The sequence below is a fragment of the Streptomyces sp. NPDC043952 genome (genome assembly GCF_056435325.1).
Genome location: NZ_JBWKES010000011.1, coordinates 149,418 through 169,748, shown reverse-complemented (window position 1 = coordinate 169,748; position 20,331 = coordinate 149,418). Strand labels below are relative to the sequence as shown.

At 72.2% G+C, this 20,331-nt stretch carries 18 protein-coding genes; 8 read left to right on the top strand and 10 right to left on the bottom strand.

Features of this window, described 5'->3' with window-relative positions; translation table 11 throughout:
* Positions 1-99: 99 nt before the first annotated feature.
* From tilS to dacB, 3 genes are all read right to left on the bottom strand, one after another.
* Positions 100-1,167, bottom strand: a complete 1,068-nt coding sequence (gene tilS, locus AC069R_RS15840) for a tRNA lysidine(34) synthetase TilS (RefSeq protein WP_478767368.1) — start codon at positions 1,165-1,167, stop codon at positions 100-102.
* A gap of 192 nt (positions 1,168-1,359) precedes the next feature.
* Positions 1,360-2,493 carry a zinc-dependent metalloprotease gene (locus AC069R_RS15835; protein ID WP_478767367.1) on the bottom strand — a complete coding sequence of 378 codons (1,134 nt, stop codon included), beginning with the start codon at positions 2,491-2,493 and terminating at the stop codon, positions 1,360-1,362.
* A gap of 639 nt (positions 2,494-3,132) precedes the next feature.
* Positions 3,133-4,689 (bottom strand): D-alanyl-D-alanine carboxypeptidase/D-alanyl-D-alanine endopeptidase, encoded by a 1,557-nt coding sequence (dacB, locus tag AC069R_RS15830; protein ID WP_478767366.1) that lies wholly within the window; start codon positions 4,687-4,689, stop codon positions 3,133-3,135.
* Positions 4,690-4,813: 124 nt separating this feature from the next.
* Here dacB and AC069R_RS15825 point away from each other — a divergent pair, with 124 nt between their 5' ends.
* Positions 4,814-5,305 carry an inorganic diphosphatase gene (locus AC069R_RS15825; RefSeq protein WP_397984741.1) on the top strand — a complete coding sequence of 164 codons (492 nt, stop codon included), beginning with the start codon at positions 4,814-4,816 and terminating at the stop codon, positions 5,303-5,305.
* Positions 5,306-5,419: 114 nt separating this feature from the next.
* On the top strand, positions 5,420-7,075 hold the full coding sequence (locus AC069R_RS15820; protein WP_478767365.1) for a threonine/serine exporter family protein: 1,656 nt from the start codon (positions 5,420-5,422) through the stop codon (positions 7,073-7,075).
* Positions 7,076-7,089: 14 nt separating this feature from the next.
* Here the strand turns inward: AC069R_RS15820 and AC069R_RS15815 are convergent, their stop codons facing one another.
* Entirely contained in the window at positions 7,090-8,121 is a 1,032-nt protein-coding gene (locus AC069R_RS15815) for a DedA family protein (RefSeq protein ID WP_478767364.1), read from the bottom strand.
* A 108-nt stretch (positions 8,122-8,229) separates the two neighbouring features.
* Entirely contained in the window at positions 8,230-8,991 is a 762-nt protein-coding gene (locus tag AC069R_RS15810) for a MerR family transcriptional regulator (protein ID WP_478767363.1), read from the bottom strand.
* A 178-nt stretch (positions 8,992-9,169) separates the two neighbouring features.
* On the opposite strand from AC069R_RS15810, the gene gad reads away from it, so the two are divergent.
* Complete coding sequence (gene gad / locus AC069R_RS15805; protein ID WP_478767362.1) at positions 9,170-10,576, top strand: glutamate decarboxylase; 1,407 nt, start codon at positions 9,170-9,172, stop codon at positions 10,574-10,576.
* Between the two features lie 55 nt (positions 10,577-10,631).
* Here gad and AC069R_RS15800 read toward each other — a convergent pair whose 3' ends face one another.
* The 3 genes from AC069R_RS15800 to AC069R_RS15790 all read right to left on the bottom strand — a co-directional run bounded on the left by AC069R_RS15800 (position 10,632) and on the right by AC069R_RS15790 (position 13,648).
* Complete coding sequence (locus tag AC069R_RS15800; RefSeq protein WP_478767361.1) at positions 10,632-11,174, bottom strand: DinB family protein; 543 nt, start codon at positions 11,172-11,174, stop codon at positions 10,632-10,634.
* Between the two features lie 113 nt (positions 11,175-11,287).
* Positions 11,288-12,748 (bottom strand): aldehyde dehydrogenase family protein, encoded by a 1,461-nt coding sequence (locus AC069R_RS15795; RefSeq protein WP_478767360.1) that lies wholly within the window; start codon positions 12,746-12,748, stop codon positions 11,288-11,290.
* Between the two features lie 75 nt (positions 12,749-12,823).
* Positions 12,824-13,648 (bottom strand): helix-turn-helix domain-containing protein, encoded by an 825-nt coding sequence (locus tag AC069R_RS15790; protein WP_471062900.1) that lies wholly within the window; start codon positions 13,646-13,648, stop codon positions 12,824-12,826.
* Between the two features lie 344 nt (positions 13,649-13,992).
* Between AC069R_RS15790 and AC069R_RS15785 the strand changes: the two genes are divergently transcribed.
* Positions 13,993-14,490 carry an ATP-binding protein gene (locus AC069R_RS15785; protein WP_478767359.1) on the top strand — a complete coding sequence of 166 codons (498 nt, stop codon included), beginning with the start codon at positions 13,993-13,995 and terminating at the stop codon, positions 14,488-14,490.
* An 88-nt stretch (positions 14,491-14,578) separates the two neighbouring features.
* Here the strand turns inward: AC069R_RS15785 and AC069R_RS15780 are convergent, their stop codons facing one another.
* On the bottom strand, positions 14,579-14,848 hold the full coding sequence (locus tag AC069R_RS15780; RefSeq protein ID WP_397984749.1) for a DUF397 domain-containing protein: 270 nt from the start codon (positions 14,846-14,848) through the stop codon (positions 14,579-14,581).
* A gap of 386 nt (positions 14,849-15,234) precedes the next feature.
* On the opposite strand from AC069R_RS15780, the gene AC069R_RS15775 reads away from it, so the two are divergent.
* Positions 15,235-15,726, top strand: a complete 492-nt coding sequence (locus tag AC069R_RS15775; protein ID WP_478767358.1) for a hypothetical protein — start codon at positions 15,235-15,237, stop codon at positions 15,724-15,726.
* Positions 15,727-15,895: 169 nt separating this feature from the next.
* Positions 15,896-16,414: a DUF4232 domain-containing protein gene (locus tag AC069R_RS15770; RefSeq protein WP_478767357.1), complete on the top strand. Its 519-nt coding sequence runs from the start codon at positions 15,896-15,898 to the stop codon at positions 16,412-16,414.
* Positions 16,415-16,438: 24 nt separating this feature from the next.
* Here the strand turns inward: AC069R_RS15770 and AC069R_RS15765 are convergent, their stop codons facing one another.
* Positions 16,439-17,578 carry a DUF2786 domain-containing protein gene (locus AC069R_RS15765; protein WP_478767356.1) on the bottom strand — a complete coding sequence of 380 codons (1,140 nt, stop codon included), beginning with the start codon at positions 17,576-17,578 and terminating at the stop codon, positions 16,439-16,441.
* A gap of 114 nt (positions 17,579-17,692) precedes the next feature.
* Between AC069R_RS15765 and AC069R_RS15760 the strand changes: the two genes are divergently transcribed.
* The gene (locus AC069R_RS15760; protein ID WP_478767355.1) at positions 17,693-18,436 is read left to right on the top strand and encodes a Clp protease N-terminal domain-containing protein; all 744 of its coding nucleotides are present in this window, start codon (positions 17,693-17,695) and stop codon (positions 18,434-18,436) included.
* Between the two features lie 48 nt (positions 18,437-18,484).
* Positions 18,485-20,191: a bifunctional 3'-5' exonuclease/DNA polymerase gene (locus AC069R_RS15755; protein WP_478767354.1), complete on the top strand. Its 1,707-nt coding sequence runs from the start codon at positions 18,485-18,487 to the stop codon at positions 20,189-20,191.
* Positions 20,192-20,331: the final 140 nt, after the last annotated feature.

Here is a 20,331-nt window from a genome sequence, read left to right as displayed (position 1 = left end):
CACCCGCATCACTTTCGGTCGTCCCGCACTTACGGCCGTCATCACGGCCTCCGGCTGCCCCGTGCCGGCTGCCGGAGGGTCGCTCCGAACGGTCGGGATTCAGCCTTGCCGAATCACCAGTCTGCCACCCTGCCGCTGGGCGACGACCCGGCCCGGCAGATTGATGGCTCCCTGGCCGCGCCAGCCGGTGATCAGGCGGTCGATTTCCTCGATGTGACGGGCGAACAGGGAACCGGCCGGGGCGCCCGCCTCGATGGCGGCGCGGCGCAGGATCCGGCGGCGCACGGCGGGCGGCAGGGCGTAGAGCTTGGCGCACTCCAGCAGCCCCGTGGCGTCGCGTACGGACGCCTCGGCCTGGCTGGCCCAGGAGTCCAGGGCGTCGGCGTCGTCGCGGGAGAGCTGGGCGGTGCGGGCGAGCGCCTCGACGACGCCCTTGCCGAGGGCCTTCTCCAGAGCGGGCAGGCCCTCGTGGCGCAGCCGGGAGCGGGTGTAGGAGGGGTCGGCGTTGTGGGGGTCGTCCCAGACGGGCAGGGATTGGACCATGCAGGCCTTGCGGGCGGTCTGCCGGTCCAGGTGCAAGAAGGGGCGCCGGTAACGGCCGCCGGCCCCCGAGACCGCGGCCATTCCGGACAGGGAGCGGATGCCGGAGCCGCGGGCGAGGCCGAGCAGCACGGTCTCGGCCTGGTCGTCGCGGGTGTGGCCGAGCAGGATGGCGGCGGCGCCGTGGCGGTCGAGCGCAGCGTCCAGGGCGGCGTACCGGGCGTCGCGGGCGGCGGCCTCGGGGCCGCCGGCGCGGCCGACGTCGACGGAGACGGACTCGACGGGGTCGAGGCCGAGTCCGCGCATCCGCAGGGCGACCTCTTCGGCGCGCAGATCGGAACCGGGCTGGAGTCCGTGGTCGACGGTGATGCCGCCGGCCCGCAGGCCGAGCCGGGGGGCCTCGAAGGCGAGGGCGGAGGCGAGGGCCATCGAGTCGGCGCCGCCGGAGCAGGCGACGAGCACGAGGGGGCTCGCGGGCGGGGACACGAGGGTGGAGCCGAGCGGGGAGGGGAGCCGCTCGGCCGCCCGGTCCCGGCGCTCGCCGGGGGTCGGGACGGTGTTCAGGATGTCGTGGAGGACGCGGCGGACCGCCAGGCGTATCGCCGCGACCGCAGGATGGGGACCCATTGTCCGGTTCCCTTCATGAAGTATCCGGGGGGTGAGCCCGATTCGGTCACTCAGAGTGTGTAGATGGTGACAGAAGCTGGCCGTTCCCCGAGCATTGCACGCCTACGCATGACTCACGGTCCCTCGGACGGGTGATTGGAGGGGCGTTCGACTGCCGTCGGCCGGATTCGATTCACGACCCCGGCGTGCGTTTCACGACTCGGCCTTGCGGTGCACCCGCGCGACCCAGTCCGCCGGTTTGGCGATCTCCGCCTTGGTGGGCAGGGTGTTGGGCGAGGTCCACACGCGGTTGAAGCCGTCGACGCCGACCTGGTCCGTGACCGCCCGCACGAAGCGTTCGCCGTCCCGGTACTGCTTGAGTTTGGCATCCAGACCCAGCAGTTTGCGCAGGGCCTGGTCGAGCCGGGAGGCACCCTTGGCACGCCGCTGCTGGAACTTCTCGCGGATCTCGGCCACGGACGGTACGACGCTGGGGCCGACCCCGTCCATCACGTAGTCGGCGTGGCCCTCCAGCAAGGACATCACCGCGGTGAGGCGGCCGAGGATCTCGCGCTGGGCGGGTGTCTGCACCAGCTCCACGAAGGAGCGGCCGCCGTCGTCCTCCTCGGCCTCGGGGCGGCCCCCGGCGAGGGACTGGGCGGCCTCCCGGATGCGCTCCAGGAAGGTCATGGGGTCGACGTCCGTCTCCGCCAGGAAAGACTGGATTTCGCCCTCCAGGTGGTCACGCAGCCAGGGCACGGCCGTGAACTGCGTGCGGTGGGTCTCCTCGTGCAGGCACACCCACAGGCGGAAGTCGTGCGGTTCGACGTCGAGTTCGCGCTCCACGTGGACGATGTTGGGGGCGACGAGGAGGAGGCGCCCGCCGCCGTTCGCGCCGGCCGGCAGATCGCGGGTGGAGGGGGCGAAGGTCTCGTACTGGCCGAGGACGCGGGAGGAGAGGAACGACAGCAGCATGCCCAGCTCCACGCCGGTGACCTTGCCGCCGACGGCGCCGAGGACGGCGCTGCCGGGGGTGCCGCCGCGGCGTTCCTGCATCTTCTCCAGGAGCGGTTTGAGGATCTCCCGGAAGCCGGCGACGTTGGCCCGGACCCAGCCGGGGCGGTCGACGACGAGGACCGGGGTGTCATGGCTCTGCTCGGTCTCCAGCCGTGTGAAGCCCCTCACGTGCTCCTCCGAGGCCTTCGCGTGCCGCCGCAGTTCCGCGACGACGGACCGGGCCTCGTCACGGGTGACGTCGGGGCCGGGCCGAACGAGCCGGGTCGCGGTCGCCACCGCGAGGTTCCAGTCGACCATGCCGGGGGATGCGGTGCCTCCGAAGCCTGTCATGCGTCAACGGTACGTGAGCGCTACCACTTGGGGCAGGCCGTGGACACCGGGACCGGCGCGAGGGCCGTTCGACACGGGGCACCGGAGGCGACCGGGACGGGGCACCGGGGGTGACCGGAACGGGGCACCGGGGGTGACCGGAACGGGGCACCGGGGGTGACCGGAACGGGGCACCGGGGGTGACCGGAACGGGGCACCAGGGGCGACCGGGACGGGCGGCACAGAGCGGGTACCGGCCGCGGCGACCGGTCCGCCGGGGGCGCGGCGATGACGGCGGCGGCCGGTCCGGGGCGGTGACGGCGGCAGCGGCAGCGGGTCCGCCGCGGTGACGGCGGCAGGCGGTCTACGGCGGGCGACGGCAGCGGGCGACGGCGGCAGCCGGCCCTCCGGGGGGACAGCGGCGACCGGCCCGCCGGGGGGCGACGACGGCAGCCAGGCCCCGGCGGGCGACCGCGGCGGGCGACCGCGGCAGCCGTTCCGGGAGCGCCGGTGGCGGGTGACGGCGGCAGGCGGTCCCCGGCGGGCAACGGCAGCGGGCGACGGCGGCAGCCGGCCCGCCGGGGGGACAGCGGCGACCGGCCCGCCGGGGGGCGACGACGGCAGCCAGGCCGCCGGGGGCGACGGCGGCGGGCGGCCCGGTCAGCCGCAGCCGCACGCCGCCAGGGCCGTCGCCGTCTTGTCCAGGGCCGACTGGGCGGCCATCGGATCCGTCGTGCCGGAGGCCAGGAAGGCGAAGGCCAGCAGGCGGCCGTCCTGGTCGACGACCGTGCCGGCCAGCGTGTTGACGCCGGTCAGGGTGCCCGTCTTGGCGTGCACCAGGCCGGCCGCGCCGTCGGCGTAGCGGCCGGCCAGCGTGCCGGTGAAGTGGGCGATGGGCAGGCCGGTGAGCAGCGGGCGCAGGCCGGGATGGCCGGGGGCGCCGGCCTTGACCAGGATCGCGGTGAGCAGGTCGGCCGTGAGCCGGTCGGCGCGGTCGAGGCCGCTGCCGTCGTGGAAGGACGTGCCCGTCAGCGGCAGGCCCAGCTTCCGCAGCTGCCCGGCGATCGCCCTGGCGCCCCCGGCGAAGCTGCCGGGCTGCCCGCTCGCGAGGGCGGTCTGCCGGGCGAGGGCCTCGGCGATGTCGTTGTCGCTGTTGGTCAGCATGCGCTCGACCAGGGCGGACAGCGGCGGCGAGGAGACGCTCGCGACGGTCCGGGTGCCGCCGGTGCCCTTGGCCGGACCGGCCCCGGTCGCCTCGACGCCGGCCGCCTTGAGGAAGCCCGCGAACTTCTGCGCCGCGTCCTTCGCCGGGTCGGCGACGCGGGGCGCGGGCCCGCTGGTGGAGTCGTTCCTGCGGCCCTCGTCGGCGGTGAGGGCGCTGACCGGCGCCAGGTTCTCGTTGACCCCTATGGGATGCAGGGCGGAACCGGAGTAGAGCGTCGTGTCGTACGACAGTGTGATCTTGTGGATGCCGCGTTCCCGCAGTGCCTGTGCCGTCCTCGTCGCCAGGGTCCGCAGGCTCGCCCATCCGTCGGCCTTCGCGTGCGCCGTGAGCGTGGGGTCGCCGCCGCCGACGAGGACGAGCGTGTGCGTGTCGCCCAGCAGCTCGGCGCGGGTGGTGAAGCGGTGGTCCGGGCCGAGCGCGTTCAGCGCGGCGACCGCGGTGGCCAGCTTGGTCGTGGAGGCGGGCGTGAGCCCCTTGTCGGGTGCGACGCCGTACAGCCGCCGGCCCGTGGCCGCGTCGACCACCACCGCCGCGTGGCCGTCCCCGAGCGCGGCGGAGCCCAGGAGCGGCCCCAGGACGTTCGCCAGGGCCTTGCCACCGCCCGCCGGGGCCTTCCGGGTGTCCACGGGGCCGGTAGCGGCGCCCAGGCCCGCCAGGACGGCCGGAGCGCTCGGCGCGGGCCGCGGCGCGCCCGCCGCCGGGCCGGGTCCGTGATCTGCGCCACGTGCGTGTTCGAGGGCGGCCGCCCGGTCCCGCTCGGCCGTACGCTGACCGGTGGCGTCCCACGGGCCCGACAGGGTCACCACGCCGGCGGTGAGCACCAGGCCGGCGGTGGCGGCGCCCGCGGTGTACTGCAGCGTGCTGAGGGAACGCGGACGGGGGAGGTCGGCGAGCAGCGGTCGTACCGTGGACACCAGCCGTGTGACCTGCGGCTTCGCCGTTCTCACGGCATGCGCGAGGCGCGGTCGTACGGCGCTCGCGAGCCGCCTCACCCGCGGTCCCGCGGTCCGCCAAGGCCCGAGCTCCGGCACGACCACCAGCCCCTTTCGCGATCACACACCTGCGTGAGGGACACTTAACCACCAGAACTATGTGCTGATCATGAAGGAGCCACCGGTGGAGTTCGACGTCACGATCGAGATCCCGAAGGGTTCGCGCAACAAGTACGAGGTGGACCACGAGACCGGTCGGATCCGTCTGGACCGTCGCCTCTTCACCTCGACCGCCTACCCGACCGACTACGGCTTCGTCGAGAACACCCTCGGCGAGGACGGCGACCCGCTGGACGCGCTGGTCATCCTGGACGAGCCGACCTTTCCGGGCTGCCTGATCCGCTGCCGCGCGATCGGCATGTTCCGCATGACGGACGAGGCCGGCGGCGACGACAAGCTGCTGTGCGTGCCGTCCACGGACCCGCGGGTGGAGCACCTGCGCGACATCCACCACGTGTCGGAGTTCGACCGCCTGGAAATCCAGCACTTCTTCGAGGTCTACAAGGACCTGGAGCCCGGCAAGTCGGTCGAGGGCGCCAACTGGGTCGGCCGTACCGAGGCCGAGCAGGAGATCGAGCGGTCCTACAAGCGCTTCAAGGAGCAGGGCGGTCACTGACCCCCGGTTCACCGAACGGGCCGCACGCCGTGGTGTGCGGCCCGTTTGCATGTCCGCGCGCGGTGCATGCGCATACTGAGGCCAGCGGAACGTGTCGTTCAGGAAAGGGGCGAGGTGACGGAGGCGGACGACCGCAAGCCCCGATCGGACGAGGCGCGGTACGACCCGGAGATCACATCGGAGTTCGCCATCCCCAAGGGACTCGACGTCCCGAAGACGGGAGGCGAGCCGGAGACGACCTCCGAGTTCCAGGTGCCGCAGGGGCTGCTCACGCCACAGCCGCCGGCCGGGGAGCCGGAGGGCTCGGCGTTCAGCACCCCGAGCACGTACGGCCCGCAGGGCGGCGTGTCCGCGTTCACGCCGGCCACCGGGGTGCCGCTGGTCAGCCTGATCAAGGATGCGCCCTGGCAGGACCGGATGCGCACCATGCTGCGCATGTCGGTGGCGGACCGGCCCGCGCCCGAGCCGGTGCAGCACGAGGAGGAGAGCGGCCCGGCCGTCCCGCGCGTGCTGGACCTGACCCTGCGTATCGGCGAGCTGCTGCTGGCGGGCGGCGAGGGCGCGGAGGACGTGGAGGCCGCGATGTTCGCGGTGTGCCGGTCCTACGGCCTGGACCGCTGCGAGCCCAACGTCACCTTCACCCTGCTGTCGATCTCGCATCAGCCGTCCCTGGTCGAGGACCCGGTGACGGCGTCGCGGACGGTACGGCGCCGGGGCACCGACTACACCCGCCTGGCGGCCGTTTTCCGCCTGGTGGACGATCTGACCGACCCGGAGACCCATGTCTCCCTGGAGGAGGCGTACCGGCGGCTCGCGGAGATACGCCGCAACCGGCACCCTTACCCCGGCTGGGCGCTGTCCCTGGCCAGCGGGCTGCTGGCGGGGGCCGCCTCGATCCTCGTCGGCGGCGATCTCATCGTGTTCTTCGCGGCGGCGGTCGGCGCGATGCTCGGCGACCGCCTCGCCTGGCTGTGCGCGGGGCGCGGGCTGCCGGAGTTCTACCAGTTCACGGTGGCCGCGATGCCGCCCGCGGCGATCGGGGTGGCGTTCTCGCTGGCCCATGTGGACGTGAAGGCGTCCGCGGTGATCACCGGTGGGCTGTTCGCGCTGCTGCCCGGACGGGCGCTGGTGGCGGGCGTCCAGGACGGCCTCACGGGCTTCTACATCACCGCCTCCGCCCGCCTCCTGGAAGTCCTGTACTTCTTCGTCGGCATCGTCACCGGTGTGCTGCTCGTCCTGTACTTCGGTGTGAAGGTGGGCGGCAAGCTCAACCCGGAGGCGGCGCTGCACATCTCCGAGCGGCCCCTGGTCCAGATCGCGGCCTCCATGCTGCTGTCGCTGACCTTCGCGGTGCTGCTCCAGCAGGAACGGTCCACCGTGCTCTGGGTGACCCTCAACGGAGGCGTCGCCTGGAGCGTGTACGGCGCGATGCACTATGTCGCCGGCATCTCGCCGGTGGCCTCCACGGCCGTCGCCGCGGGCCTGGTCGGACTGTTCGGGCAGCTGCTGTCCCGCTACCGGTTCGCCTCGGCGCTGCCGTACACCACGGCGGCGATCGGGCCGCTACTGCCCGGTTCCGCGACCTACTTCGGGCTGCTGAACATGGCCCAGAACAACGTGGACAAGGGGCTGGTGTCGCTGGCCAACGCGGCGTCGCTGGCCATGGCGATCGCGATCGGGGTCAACCTGGGCTCGGAGATCTTCCGGCTGTTCCTGCGCGTGGGCTCGCCGGGGAAGCGCCGGGCCGCCAAGCGGACCAGGGGGTTCTGAGCGGCTCGGGCCGCCTACTGCTCGCGGTGGTCGTACGGGTACTGGTCCTGGCCCTGGTGCTGATTCCGGCCCTGCTGCGGGTACTGCCGGGGGTCGTAGTACGGCTGCTGGGGCTGGTGCTGGTTCCAGTCCTGCTGCTGGGGCTGCTGGTACTGGGGCTGAGGCTGCTGGTACTGGGGCTGCTGGTACTGGGGCTGGGGCTGGCTGCCGTAGCCCTGGTGAGCGTGCTCCTGGCCGCCGTAGCCCTGGTTGTGCCCTTGCTCATGCCCCTGGTCGCCGTACTGCTGCGGCCCGCCGTACGGCTGCTGCCCGTAGCGCTCGTCCGGCTCGATGCGGCGCAGCCGGGTCGTGGCGTCGTCCATGACCGGCGGCTGCGGGAACCGCGGTGCCCCGGCGGCGGGGCGGGGCTGCTCCTCAGGGGCCTTCTTGCTCTTGCTGCGGGCCCTGAGGTACTCGATCGCGATCGGGACCACCGAGACGAGGACGATCAGGACCAGGATCGCCTCGATGTTGTCCTTGACGAAGCCGATGTTGCCGAGCCAGGAGCCGAGCAGGGTGACCCCCGCGCCCCACAGGGTGCCGCCGATGATGTTGAAGGTCAGGAAGGAGCGGTAGCGCATGCCGCTCACGCCCGCGATGATCGGCGTGAAGGTGCGCACCACCGGCACGAAGCGGGCCAGGATCAGCGACTTGGGGCCGTACTTCTCGAAGAATTCATGCGCCTTGGCGACGTTCTCCTGTTTGAACAGGCGCGAGTCGGGCCGGTTGAACAGGGACGGCCCGACCTTCTTGCCGAACATGTAGCCCGCCTGGTCGCCGAGGATCGCGGCGACGCAGATCAGGGCGATCGCACCCCACAGCGGGAAGTCCAGCTGGTGCGAGGTGATCAGCAGACCGCAGGTGAACAGCAGCGAGTCGCCGGGCAGGAAGAAGCCGATGAGCAGGCCGGACTCGGCGAAGACTATGAGCAGCAGACCCCAGACGCTGTACGTGTCGAGCAGATAGTTGGGATCGAGCCAGCTCGGGCCTAGGGCGAGTGTCATCACGGGTCCGGGCTCCTGAAGGGGGGAGAAGGGGCGGCTACGGTGACCGGGTGGGGCCGCACAAAGCTATCAACGTGACGTGACCGCTCCGGGTTCCCCGCCGGTCACCGCTCAGGAGGCCCGCCGGCCGGCGTTCGCCAGGATGGCGTCGTGCAGGTGCTGGGCGAGTCCGGGGTGCATCGCGTCGTAGAACGCCCTGAAGCGCTCGTCGGCGACATACATCCCGGCGAGACAGCGGTGCATCGCGTACGGGCACTCGTAGAACCACCGGCCGATGTGCTGCCGGTGCTCCTCGGCCAGGGCCCCGGCGGCCTCTCCCGTCGCGGGCTCGCCGGCGGCCACCAGGTGGACGTAGCGCTTGCTCCAGTCGTCCGCCTCGGCCCGCATCCGCTTCCAGTCCTCCTTGCCGTAGGCCGCGGCGCGGCGCTGGGACTCGGCCCACTGCGCGGTGCCGCCCCAGCGGGCCTCCGCCTCCTCGGCGTACTGCTCGGGGTCCTGGTCCCCGAACACCTCGAACCGCTCCTCGGGTGTCAGATCGATGCCCATCCTGCGTGCCTCCATGGCGTGTTCCACGGCCTCGGCCATCCGGCGCAGCTTCTCGATCCGGGCGGTCAGCAGAGCGTGCTGCCGGCGCAGGTGTGCGCGCGGGTCCACGTCCGGGTCGTCGAGCAGCACCGCGACCTCGTCGAGCGGAAAGCCGAGCTCCCGGTAGAACAGGATCCGCTGGAGCCGGTCCAGGTCGGCCTCGGTGTAACGGCGGTGCCCCGCGGGGGTGCGCCCGCCGGGCACCAGGAGGCCGATCTCGTCGTAGTGGTGCAGGGTGCGCACCGTGACGCCGGCGAACCCCGCGACCTGTCCCACGGAGTAGCTCAACTGTCCGCTCTCTTCCGTTCGTCGGTCGGTACGACGATCAGCCTGCGGCCTCACGCGGCGTGAGGTGCAAGTCCGCGGCGCCCCTGATGCCGGGGCCCGCGGATCAGGGTAGGCGTCCGGGTCATTCCGGATGTCGGGGCCGTGCGGGCTTGCATAAGGTGGCGGCGAGGAGGCAGACATGGCCCTGCACAAAGGTCCGCAGAAGCATCAGGAGCGGGTGCTGTCCGTCAACCCGTTCTTCGGGGAGGCGAACCCGGTCGGCGGCATGACCGAGGCCCCGCCCACCCACCGGCTTCCGGACGCCCCGATGTCCCCCACGACCGCCTACCAGCTGGTGCACGACGAGCTGATGCTGGACGGCAACTCCCGGCTGAACCTGGCCACCTTCGTCACCACCTGGATGGAGCCCCAGGCCGGGGTGCTGATGGCGGAGTGCCGGGACAAGAACATGATCGACAAGGACGAGTACCCCCGCACCGCCGAGCTGGAGCGGCGCTGCGTGGCGATGCTCGCGGATCTGTGGAACGCGCCGGACCCGGCCGCCGCGGTGGGCTGTTCGACCACGGGGTCCAGCGAGGCGTGCATGCTGGCCGGGATGGCGCTGAAGCGGCGCTGGACGCAGCGCAACGCCGACCGGTATCCGGGCGCGCGGCCCAACCTGGTGATGGGGATCAACGTCCAGGTGTGCTGGGAGAAGTTCTGCAACTTCTGGGAGGTGGAGGCGCGCCAGGTCCCCATGGACGGCGACCGCTACCACCTGGACCCGCAGGCGGCGGCCGAGCTGTGCGACGAGAACACCATCGGCGTCGTCGGCATCCTCGGCTCGACCTTCGACGGTTCCTACGAGCCGATCGCCGACCTCTGCGCTGCCCTGGACGCCCTCCAGGAGCGCACCGGCCTGGACATCCCGGTGCATGTGGACGGGGCGTCCGGCGCGATGGTGGCGCCCTTCCTGGACGAGGACCTGGTGTGGGACTTCCGGCTGCCGCGGGTGGCCTCCATCAACACCTCGGGGCACAAGTACGGACTGGTGTATCCGGGTGTCGGCTGGGCCCTGTGGCGGGACGCGGAGGCGCTGCCCGAGGAACTGGTCTTCCGGGTCAACTACCTGGGCGGCGACATGCCGACCTTCGCCCTCAACTTCTCCCGCCCCGGCGCGCAGGTCGTCGCGCAGTACTACACCTTCCTGCGCCTGGGCCGCGAGGGCTTCCGCGCGGTCCAGCAGTCCACCCGTGACGTGGCCCGCTCCCTCGCCGACCGCATCGAGGGCCTCGGCGACTTCCGGCTGCTGACGCGGGGCGACGAACTCCCGGTCTTCGCGCTGACCACGGCCGACCATGTCACCGCGTACGACGTCTTCGACGTCTCCCGCCGCATGCGCGAGAGCGGCTGGCTGGTCCCGGCGTACACCTTCCCGGCCAACCGCGAGGACCTCTCCGTCCTGCGCGTCGTCTGCCGCAACGGCTTCTCGCACGACCTGGCCGACCTCTTCCTGGCCGACCTGACCCGCCTCCTGCCGGAACTGCGCGGCCAGCAGCAACCGCTGACACGGGACAGGGGGGCGGCGACGAGCTTCCACCATTAGGAGAACAGGGCTCCACAGGGGAGGTACGACGGCCGCCGTACCTCCCGGTCTCCGGTCAGCCCCCCGCCCGCGCCAGGGCCACCAGCTCGAACGCGGTCTTCCCGTCGAGGGACTCCCGGATGATGTCCGCGTGGCCGGCGTGGCGGGCGGTCTCGCGGATCAGGTGGAGGCAGAGCCAGCGCAGGGAGACGCGCCCTTCCGGCGGGAACCAGGGGTCCGGCGGGAGCGGGAAGGTCTCGTCCAGGCTCGGGGCGGAGCGGATGAACTTCTCCGTCTCGGCGGCGATCCGCTCCCAGTGGGCGAGCTGCGAGGCCACCGTCTCCTCGCCGACCAGCTCGAAGCTCTCGTGCCAGCTGGACTGGTCCCGGCGCACCGGCGGCTCCTCCTGCCGGGCCCGCGCGAGCCACATCTGCTCGACCTCGGCGGCATGCTTGAGCAGCCCGCCCAGCGACAGCTCGCTCGCGCTCGGCCGGGTGCGGGCCTGCTCCTCGCTCAGCCCGAGCACCGACCGGCGGATGCCGCCGCGCTGCTCCTCGATGAACGCCAGCAGCGCTCCCCGCTCGTCGCCCCGCTCCTCCGCGGGCACATGCGTGACCATGACCGGCCGCCCTTCCTCGGTTCACCGGGGCACTTGCCCCGACACCGGGAAAGCTACGGGCCCTCTAGGCCGGATCCTGTCCTAAAGGGCCCGGCGGTAAGCGGAAGGGGAGATCAGAACGGGAAGCCGCTGCGGCCGTGCTGGACGGAGATCCACTTGACCGTGGTGAACGCCTCCAGCGTCGTCTCGCCGTTGAGCCGGCCGACACCGGAGTGCTTCTCGCCGCCGAAGGGCACGATCGGCTCGTCGTGCACGGTCCCGTCGTTCACATGGAACATGCCGGTGTCGATCCGCTTGGCGAAGGTGACGCCCCGCTCGATGTCCCCGGTGTGGACGGCGCCGCTGAGGCCGTACGGCGTGTCGTTGACGATCCGTACCGCCTCCTCCTCGCCGTCGAAGGGCACCAGGAAGACGACCGGTCCGAACACCTCCTGCTGGAGCAGCGGGGAGTCGGCGGGGACGCCGGTGAGCACCGAGGGCTCGACCAGGTTGTTGGTCGTACCGCCGCGCACCAGCGCCGTCGCGCCCTCGGCGAGCGCCTGCTCGACCACGCCCGAAAGGGCGTTCGCCTGCGCGGAGTTGATCACCGGGCCGATGACGGTCTCCGGGTCGCGCGGGTCGCCCACCTTGAGGGTGCGCACCTTGGCGACGAACTTCTCGGTGAACTCGTCCGCGACCGAGCGGTCCACCAGGACCCGGTTGGCGGCCATGCAGACCTGCCCCTGGTGCACGAACCGGCTGAAGACCGCCGCGTCCACCGCGTAGTCGAGGTCCGCGTCGTCCAGCACCACCAGCGCGCTGTTGCCGCCCAGTTCGAGCACCGAGCGCTTGAAGTTCGCGGCGCAGACGGTGGCGACGTGCCGGCCCACCTGGTCGGAGCCGGTGAAGGAGATGACCTTGGGGACCGGGTGCTCGATGAACGCGTCGCCGATCTCGGCGATGTCGGTGACGACGACGTTCAGCAGCCCGCCGGGCAGCCCGGCCTCCTCGAACAACTTGGCGATCAGCGTGCCGCCGGCGATCGGGGTGTTCTGGTGCGGCTTGAGCACCACGCCGTTGCCGAGCGCGAGCGCCGGGGCCACGGACTTCAGCGACAGCAGGAAGGGGAAGTTGAAGGGGCTGATCACGCCCACCACGCCCACCGGCACCCGGTAGACGCGATTCTCCTTGCCCTCGCCCGGAGACGGCAGGATCCGGCCCTCGGCGCGCAGCGCCAGGTGGATGGACTCGCGCAGGAACTCCTTGGCGAGGTGCAGCTCGAAGCCGGCCTTCACCCGCGTGCCGCCCAGCTCCGCGATGATCAGGTCGGCTATCTCCTGCTCGCGGTCCTCGACGAGTCTGAGCACCCGCTCGAACACCGTGCGCCGCGCGTACGGGTTGATGTCGGCCCATGCCTTCTGGGCGCGCTCGGCGGCCCGGTATGCCTGGTCGACCTCCTCGACGGTGGCCACGGTGATCGAGGCCAGCTTCTCGTCGTCGTACGGGTTGAAGTCGATGACGTCCCAGGAACCGCTGCCCGGTCGCCATTCGCCGTCGATGTACTGCTGGGCCAGGTCGCTGAAATAGGACGACATGTGATCCCTCAATCGCTAGCGGAGCCGGATTCCGGCCACGGTCTGAGTCTGATCAGGCGTCATCCTACTTGTGGGTCAGGAGAGTTGGAGTAGTCCTCTCAGAACATCCCGGCTCTCGTCGGGCCCCGGACTGTCCTGCTGCAACTCCTTCAGGGCCTGCTCGTACTGGGCGACGTCCTCGCGCTTGTCGAGGTACAGCGCACTGGTCAGCTGCTCCAGGTAGACGACGTCGGAGAGGTCGGACTCGGGGAAGCTGAGGATGGTGAAGGCGCCGCTCTCGCCGGAGTGCCCGCCGAAGCTGAACGGCATCACCTGGAGCCGTACGTTCGGCCGCTCGGAGACGTCGATGAGGTGCTGGAGCTGGCCGCGCATCACCTCGCGGTCGCCGTAGGGGCGGCGCAGGGCGGCCTCGTCCAGGACGATGTGGAACTCGGGGGCGTTGTCGGAGAGCAGGTACTTCTGGCGCTCAAGGCGCAGCGCGACCCGGCGTTCGACGTCGTCGGCGCTCGCGCCCTTCATGCCGCGCCGGACCACCGCGCGGGCGTACTCCTCGGTCTGGAGCAGGCCGTGCACGAACTGCACCTCGTAGACGCGGATCAGGGTGGCGGCGCCCTCCAGGCCCACGTAGGTGGGGAACCAGTTGGGCAGGACGTCGCTGTAACTGTGCCACCAGCCCGCCACGTTGGCCTCGCGGGCGAGGGACAGCAGCGACTGGCGCTCCGCCTCGTCCGTGATGCCGTACAGCGTCAGCAGGTCTTCGACGTCCCTCGTCTTGAAGCTCACCCGGCCCAGCTCCATCCGGCTGATCTTGGACTCGGACGCCCGGATGGAATACCCCGCCGCCTCGCGCGTGATCCCCCGTGCTTCACGCAGTCGCCTGAGTTGCGAGCCGAGCAGCATCCGCCGCACCACCGATCCGGGCTCTCCCGCGCTCACCTTCGCCAGCCTCCCCAACCGTCTTCAGGGCCCGCAGTCTGCCACTAAAACGCTCCGGGCAGTACTCGTACGGTTACGGAAACGGAGAGATCGGGCCCGTTTCCGGCAGGCGGGAGGGGGCAGAGGTCCGGACCACTGGCGGGAACCGTCATGAAGATGGCAGAAAAAATGGCCAAGAAGTGGTACGGGCCTATCCATTTCGGTCGCGTGCACGTGCATCTGCCCTTGCATCTGCCCTTCCCATCCGAAACCATGGTCCCGCGCCACCGCTGCATCGCAACGACCGCGAATTCCCGGGAGTGCCTCGCATGGGGACGAATGGATCGACCATGCTCAAGCCGTTACGGCAGGGCCTTCCGCCGTTGGACCCCGCGGCCGTGTCCAGCGCCGCGTCCTGTGCTCTGCCGGCGCGGTACGAAGCGGTGCGCGAGGCCCGGCGGTTCACCCGCGACACCCTCGACAAGTGGGGTGCGGGCGAGCGCTTCGACGATGTCTGCCTGGTCGTCTCCGAACTCGTCACCAACGCGCTGCGGCATGCGCTGCCGGGCGGGTACGGCTGCCCCGAGGAGCAAGCCGCCTCGGTACGGCTGCACTTGATGCGCTGGGACGAGCGGCTGGTCTGCGCGGTGCGGGACCCGAGCCACGAGACGCCCGCGCCGCGGGACTCCGACGACTTCTCCGCGGAGTCGGGGCGGGGCCTCTTCCTGGTCGACTCCTTCGCGGACAGCTGGGGCTGGCAGCCGCTGGCCGGCCCGCTGGAGGGGAAGGTCGTCTGGGCGATGTTCCGCGTGGAACAGCCTGCCTGAACGTCTACGCGCGTCGCCGCAAGGGGCGCCGCGCCTCGGGCCGAGCGAGGGGTCGGGCACACGCTGCCTGGTGCCGGCCCCGTACCGCTCAGCCGGCGATCAAGTGGTCGAACTCGCCGTCCTTGACCCCCAGCAGCATCGCCTCTATCTCGGCCCGCGTGTACACCAGGGCCGGACCGTCCGGGAAGCGGGAGTTGCGCACGGCCACGTCACCGCCCGGCAGCCGCGCGAACTCCACGCAGGACCCCTGCGAGTTGCTGTGCCTGCTCTTCTGCCAGGCCACTCCGTCCAGCTGCGTGGCAGCCATGCCGTTGTACACGTCGTACCCCCCGAACACGCCGTCAACGTCGCGGTCCACAGGTCGCTCCCCGGTGTGCACTGGCTGGTGAGGCCATAGATGCGGTGGTCAACTGACCTGGATCATAACCTCCGCCTCACGTGCAACCGCACGAGCAGATGCACGTGCACGGCGAGTGGTCTTCTCGTTACAGCCTTGACGCACGCTTTACCTGACGATGTGTGGCTGTATGCCGCCGTTTCCCCGCAGCCGTCCCGGCGCCTGCAAAGGAAGAGACGCGTTCCGCGCCCTTCCTGTTCCGGCCCGGACGGGGAAGTCCCGGCGCACGGAAGGCCCCCGCAGAGGGCTGCTGATAGCTTGCTGCGGGCCGTCCGGCCGAGGGCGGCGGACGCATACAGCTTGGGGAGCCTGACGTGACTTCGGCGACTGCTTCGACCACTACACGGGTGGCCACTGCACGGGTGCGGATCGCGGCCCTGGCCGCGGGTCTGGTCGGCGCGCTGGCGCTGACGGCGTGTGGCGGCGGTGGCGGCGACGCCCACCCCGCCACCAGCCCGTCGGGCGCGGCGGACACCGGCTCCGCGCCCTCCTCGTCCGCCGGCGGCTCCGGGGTGAGCGGCGCCTCCGGCAAGCTCCAGGGCAGCTGGCTGGCCACCCGCGGCGGCACCATCGTGGCCCTGGTGATCAACGGCAAGCAGGCCGGGATCTTCGCGACCGGCGGGACGGTGTGCAGCGGCACCGCGGGCGACGAGTCGGGCATGCAGATGATCCATCTGACCTGCGCCAAGGGCAGCAAGGACCGCACCACCGGGATGGTCGACTCGGTCGACGGCACGTCCATGAAGGTGACCTGGTCGGGCAAGGTGGGCCAGGAGACGTACACCAAGGCGGAGGGCGGCAAGCTGCCGTCCGGACTGCCGACCGCCGCCACGCGGTGACGCCCTCTTCCCGGCGTTGACGCCCCGTGCGCCGCGGTGACGCCCCCGCGGCGCGGTGCGGTCCGCCGGGAAGCACCTGAAGCGGTGATTCGCGAGGGGCGCGCGAACGATGCCGCCGTCCAGGCGCGATGATGCTGGAGCACCGTCACGACCTCGATGGGACCTGCTCATGCGCGCCTTTCCGCTCACCGTCACCGCCGTTGCCGCCGCCCTGCTGCTGACCGCCTGCGGGGGCGGCGGGAACAGCGGCAGCGGCGGCAAGAACAGCTCGGCCTGCCGGCTCGGCGGGGTGTCCCTCCAGGTCGGGGCGGCGAGCGTGGCGCCGGCGGCGGGCGACACCGGCGAGGTGCCGGTCAGCATCACCAACCAGAGCAAGACCTGCACGCTGGAGAACTTCCCGGGCGTCACCCTGAGCAAGAGCGGCGCGAGCGCGAAGCTGCCAGCCCAGAAGGGCGCGAAGGCGCAGACGCTGAAGCTCGCCAAGGGCGACGCCGCGTCCTTCACCATCACCTACGTGCGCGGCAAGGACGGCGACGCCAACAGCCTCGCGGCCACCGAGCTGAAGATCTCCCTGCCGGGCGGCGACACGGTGCAGAGCTTCCCCTGGAAGTACGGCCCGATCGCCGGCCAGGGCGCGGCGACCAAGCCGAACGCCTCCGTCAGCACCTTCCAGCAGGCCGGCGACTGAGCCGCGGGGCGTCCGGTCCGCGCCTCACCCCAGCCGTGGCCGCGCCCTGACCTGGGCGCGGTCGGCGGCGGCCGCGCCCTCCGTCCAGCCGGCCTCGTCGCTCACCCCGCGCAGCCGGGTGGTGGTGGTCTCGGGGAACATCCGCTCCAGGCGGCCGGCGACGGCCGTCTCGCGCGTGGCCAGAACCGGCAGCAGATCCCGGCTGACCTGACTCTCGGCGGCGGCCGCGAGCCGGGCGCCGACCCGGTGGGCGTAGGCGGCGAGGAAGGACTGCCGGAAGGTCTTGGTGCGCTTGCGTCCGGCCGCCCGCTGGCCCGCCTCCGCCTTGGTCATGGCGTGCGTGGCCTGCACCAGCTGCGAGGTGTAGAGCAGTTCGACGGCTTCCAGGTCGCCCTCGAAGCCGACGACGGTGGAGAAGCAGAGCGGTTCGTTCCACACCGCGCGGCAGTGGTTCGCGGTGGCCACGGCGTCCAGCAGGACGGCCTTGGCCTGTTCGTACGGCGGCTCGACGCCTATCCGGCAGGCGCCGGGCGCGTCCGGTGCGGGCGCCGCGGCGGCGAGCAGCGCCTCGTCCACGCTGTGCCGGGCCATCAGCTCCTGCGCCTTGGCGGTCAGGGCCTCGGCCTCCTCCGGGTAACCGGTCGCCTCGGCCTTGGCGAGCAGCGCGCGGATGCGGCCGAGGAGCCGGGCGGCGGCGGGGTCGTGCGGGCGGCGGGTCTCCTCCTCCAGGGGTTCCAGGGTGGGCAGGCGCAGCAGCAGGCGGTACAGCTCCAGGACGGCGGTGGCATGGGAGAAGCGGTCGGCTCCGCGCGCGGGGCCCTCGGGCAGCTCGTCGAGCTGGGCTGCCCAGCGGCGCCCGCGCGGCCGGTCACCGCCGGACTGGGCCCGGATCAGCGTGGCGGCCAGGTGCACATGCGGCGGCTCCAGCTCGCGCCGCACCAGCCGTATGACATCGGCGGGCGCCCAGCCGCGCCGCCACGCGGTCGCCACGAACTCCTCGCCGCGCCGGGCGAGTTCGGCGTCCGCGGCGGGGTCGGCGGCGAGCAGGGAGGCGCCGGTGTCGAGGCCGGTGTCGGTGTCGTCGTAGAGCGCGGCCCGGAAGGCCCGCTCGACCGTGCTGGCAGAACTGGTCACATCGCCGATCGTGCCACGCCCCGCCGACATCACGCCCGGAGGCTTCCACAGCCTGTGGATAAGTCCGCGCCGCCGCCGCGGCCACATCGGAACCACTGTCAACCATCGGTTGACAGTACTGGGGGCGCAACCTACGGTTGACACATGGCGACCAACCCGAACATCACGGCATCCGTACGCCTCGACGACCTCATCGGGGCCATCAAGAAGGTTCATCACGAACCCCTCGACCAGCTCCAGGACGCGGTGATCGCGGCCGATCACCTCGGCGACGTGGCGGACCATCTGATCGGGCACTTCGTGGACCAGGCCCGCCGCTCGGGCGCGTCCTGGACCGAGATCGGCAAGAGCATGGGCGTGACCCGGCAGGCGGCACAGAAGCGGTTCGTGCCGAAGGAGTCCGCCGACCTCGACCCGAGCCAGGGCTTCAACCGCTACACCCCGCGCGCGCGGGACGCGGTCATGGCCGCGCACAACGAAGCGGTGGCCGCCCGGAACCCGGAGGGCCGGCCCGAGCACCTGGTCCTCGGGCTGCTGTCCGAGCCGGAGGGCCTCGCCGCGAAGACGATCACAGCGCAGGGCGTCCCGCTGGACGCCGTACGCCAGGCCGCGACCGCCGCGCTGCCGCCCGCCGCCGAACAGGTCCCCGACCTCGTCCCCAACGGGCCCGAGGCCAAGAAGGTCCTGGAACTCACCTTCCGCGAGGCCCTGCGGCTCGGGCACAACTACATCGGCACCGAGCACCTCCTGCTCGCCCTGCTGGAGCACGAGAACGGCACGGGCGTCCTCAGCGGGCTCGGCATCACCAAGGCCGCGGCCGAGGAGCACGTCGACAAGGTCCTCGCACCATTTCTCGAAAAGCGCGCGCAGGCCCCCACCGAGGACTGAAACCGCAGGTCACGGCGATTGTCAGTGGTGCCTGCCACACTCGCAGTCATGGCCGACCGGTGGGCACTCGCTCCGGCCGAGGACGGTGGCGTGGACGTCGCCCCCCTCGGCCCGGACGGGCTGCCCGCCGGACCGGTGCGGCGGGAGAAGGACCCCGCCGGGGCGGTGCGGAGCCGCCCGGAGGTGACGCGCTGGGTGTGGCGGTCGACCGCCGACGTCTACCCGCGTCTGCTCGCTACGGGGGTGCGAGTGGAGCGGTGCTACGACATCGAGGTCGCCGAGACCCTGCTGCTGGGCCACGAGGGGCGGTACGGCGAACCACGCTCGGCCGCCGCCGCCCTGGCCCGCCTCCGGGGCGGCCCCGTGCCGCCCGATCCTCCGCAGCGGGCGGCCGAACCGGGCGCCCAGTCCCCTCTGTTCGAGCCCTCCGGCAGCGCGCTCCCCCTGGCCGACCTCCTCGCCGTCTACGCCGATCAGCAGCGGCGGCACGAGAAGGCGGCCGACCCGGCGCGGATGCGGCTGCTGACCGCCGCCGAGTCCGCCGGCACCCTGGTGGCCGCCGAGATGAACCGGGCCGGGCTGCCCTGGAGCGCCGGGGTCCACCGCGAGCTGCTGCGCGATCTGCTCGGCGAGCGGTATGCGGGCGGGGGCGAGCCGCGCCGCCTCGCGGAGCTGGCGGACGAGATCTCCGCGGCGTTCGGCCGCCGGGTCCGCCCCGATCTGCCGGCCGATGTGATCAGGGCCTTCGCACAGGCCGGGATCAAGGTGAGGTCCACCCGCCGCTGGGAGCTCCAGTCCGTCGACCACCCGGCCGTCGCCCCGCTCCTCGCATACAAGAAGCTGTACCGCATCTGGGTGGCCCACGGCTGGTCCTGGCTTAAGGACTGGGTGCGCAAGGGCCGCTTCCGCCCGGAGTTCCAGGCCGGCGGCACGGTCACCGGGCGCTGGGTGACCCATGGCGGGGGCGCCCTCCAGATCCCCAAGGTGATCCGGCGGGCCGTGGTCGCCGACCCCGGCTGGCGGCTGGTGGTGGCCGACGCCGACCAGATGGAGCCGCGGGTACTGGCCGCGATCTCCCGCGACCCCGGCCTGATGGAGGTCGCGGGCCGCGAGAGCGACCTCTACCAGGCCGTCTCCGACCGCGCCTTCTCCGGCGACCGCGACCAGGCCAAGCTGGCCGTGCTGGGCGCGGTCTACGGCCAGACCTCCGGCGACGGCCTGAAGAACCTCGCCGCGCTGCGCCGCCGCTTCCCGAAGGCCGTCGCCTATGTCGACGACGCGGCGCGGGCCGGCGAGGAGGGCCGGCTGGTGCGCACCTGGCTGGGCCGCACCTGCCCGCCGGCCGCGGGCACCGGCGAGGAAGCGGCGGAGGAGGCGGGCATCCCCGTCGGGCCCGCGGCGGACGAGGCGGAGACACCGGCCGACGGCCAGGCCGCCTGGGTGCCGGGCTATGCCTCGGCCAACTCCCGTGCGCGGGGCCGCTTCGCGCGCAACTTCGTCGTCCAGGGCAGCGCCGCCGACTGGGCCCTGCTGCTGCTCGCCGCGCTGCGCCAATCCTGCGCCGGGCTGCGGGCCGAGCTGGTCTTCTTCCAGCACGACGAGGTGATCGTGCACTGCCCCGCCGAGGAGGCCGACACCGTGGTGGCCGCCATCCGCGAGGCAGCCACCCTCGCCGGCCGCCTGACCTTCGGCGAGACACCGGTGCGGTTCCCCTTCACGACGGCGGTGGTGGAGTGCTATGCGGACGCCAAGTAGCGCGGGGCGCGGACGCGGGGCGCGGGCGCGGTGTGGCGTACGGCCGCTATCCGGAGGCCGGCCGCCGTCCGGCGGGCGGGCGCCGTCCGGCGGGCGGACCGGTGCCGGGTGACCGCGTGTCACTGTGGGGGTATGAGCGG

Coding starts and splice junctions, on each gene's coding strand:
- tilS (WP_478767368.1), bottom strand. CDS start 1,167: ATGGGTCCCCATCCTGCGGTCGCGGCGATACGCCTGGCGGTCCGCCGC.
- AC069R_RS15835 (WP_478767367.1), bottom strand. CDS start 2,493: ATGACAGGCTTCGGAGGCACCGCATCCCCCGGCATGGTCGACTGGAAC.
- gad (WP_478767362.1), top strand. CDS start 9,170: ATGGCCCTGCACAAAGGTCCGCAGAAGCATCAGGAGCGGGTGCTGTCC.
- AC069R_RS15800 (WP_478767361.1), bottom strand. CDS start 11,174: ATGGTCACGCATGTGCCCGCGGAGGAGCGGGGCGACGAGCGGGGAGCG.
- AC069R_RS15795 (WP_478767360.1), bottom strand. CDS start 12,748: ATGTCGTCCTATTTCAGCGACCTGGCCCAGCAGTACATCGACGGCGAA.
- AC069R_RS15790 (WP_471062900.1), bottom strand. CDS start 13,648: ATGCTGCTCGGCTCGCAACTCAGGCGACTGCGTGAAGCACGGGGGATC.
- AC069R_RS15785 (WP_478767359.1), top strand. CDS start 13,993: ATGGGGACGAATGGATCGACCATGCTCAAGCCGTTACGGCAGGGCCTT.
- AC069R_RS15770 (WP_478767357.1), top strand. CDS start 15,896: ATGCGCGCCTTTCCGCTCACCGTCACCGCCGTTGCCGCCGCCCTGCTG.
- AC069R_RS15765 (WP_478767356.1), bottom strand. CDS start 17,578: ATGTCGGCGGGGCGTGGCACGATCGGCGATGTGACCAGTTCTGCCAGC.
- AC069R_RS15760 (WP_478767355.1), top strand. CDS start 17,693: ATGGCGACCAACCCGAACATCACGGCATCCGTACGCCTCGACGACCTC.
- AC069R_RS15755 (WP_478767354.1), top strand. CDS start 18,485: ATGGCCGACCGGTGGGCACTCGCTCCGGCCGAGGACGGTGGCGTGGAC.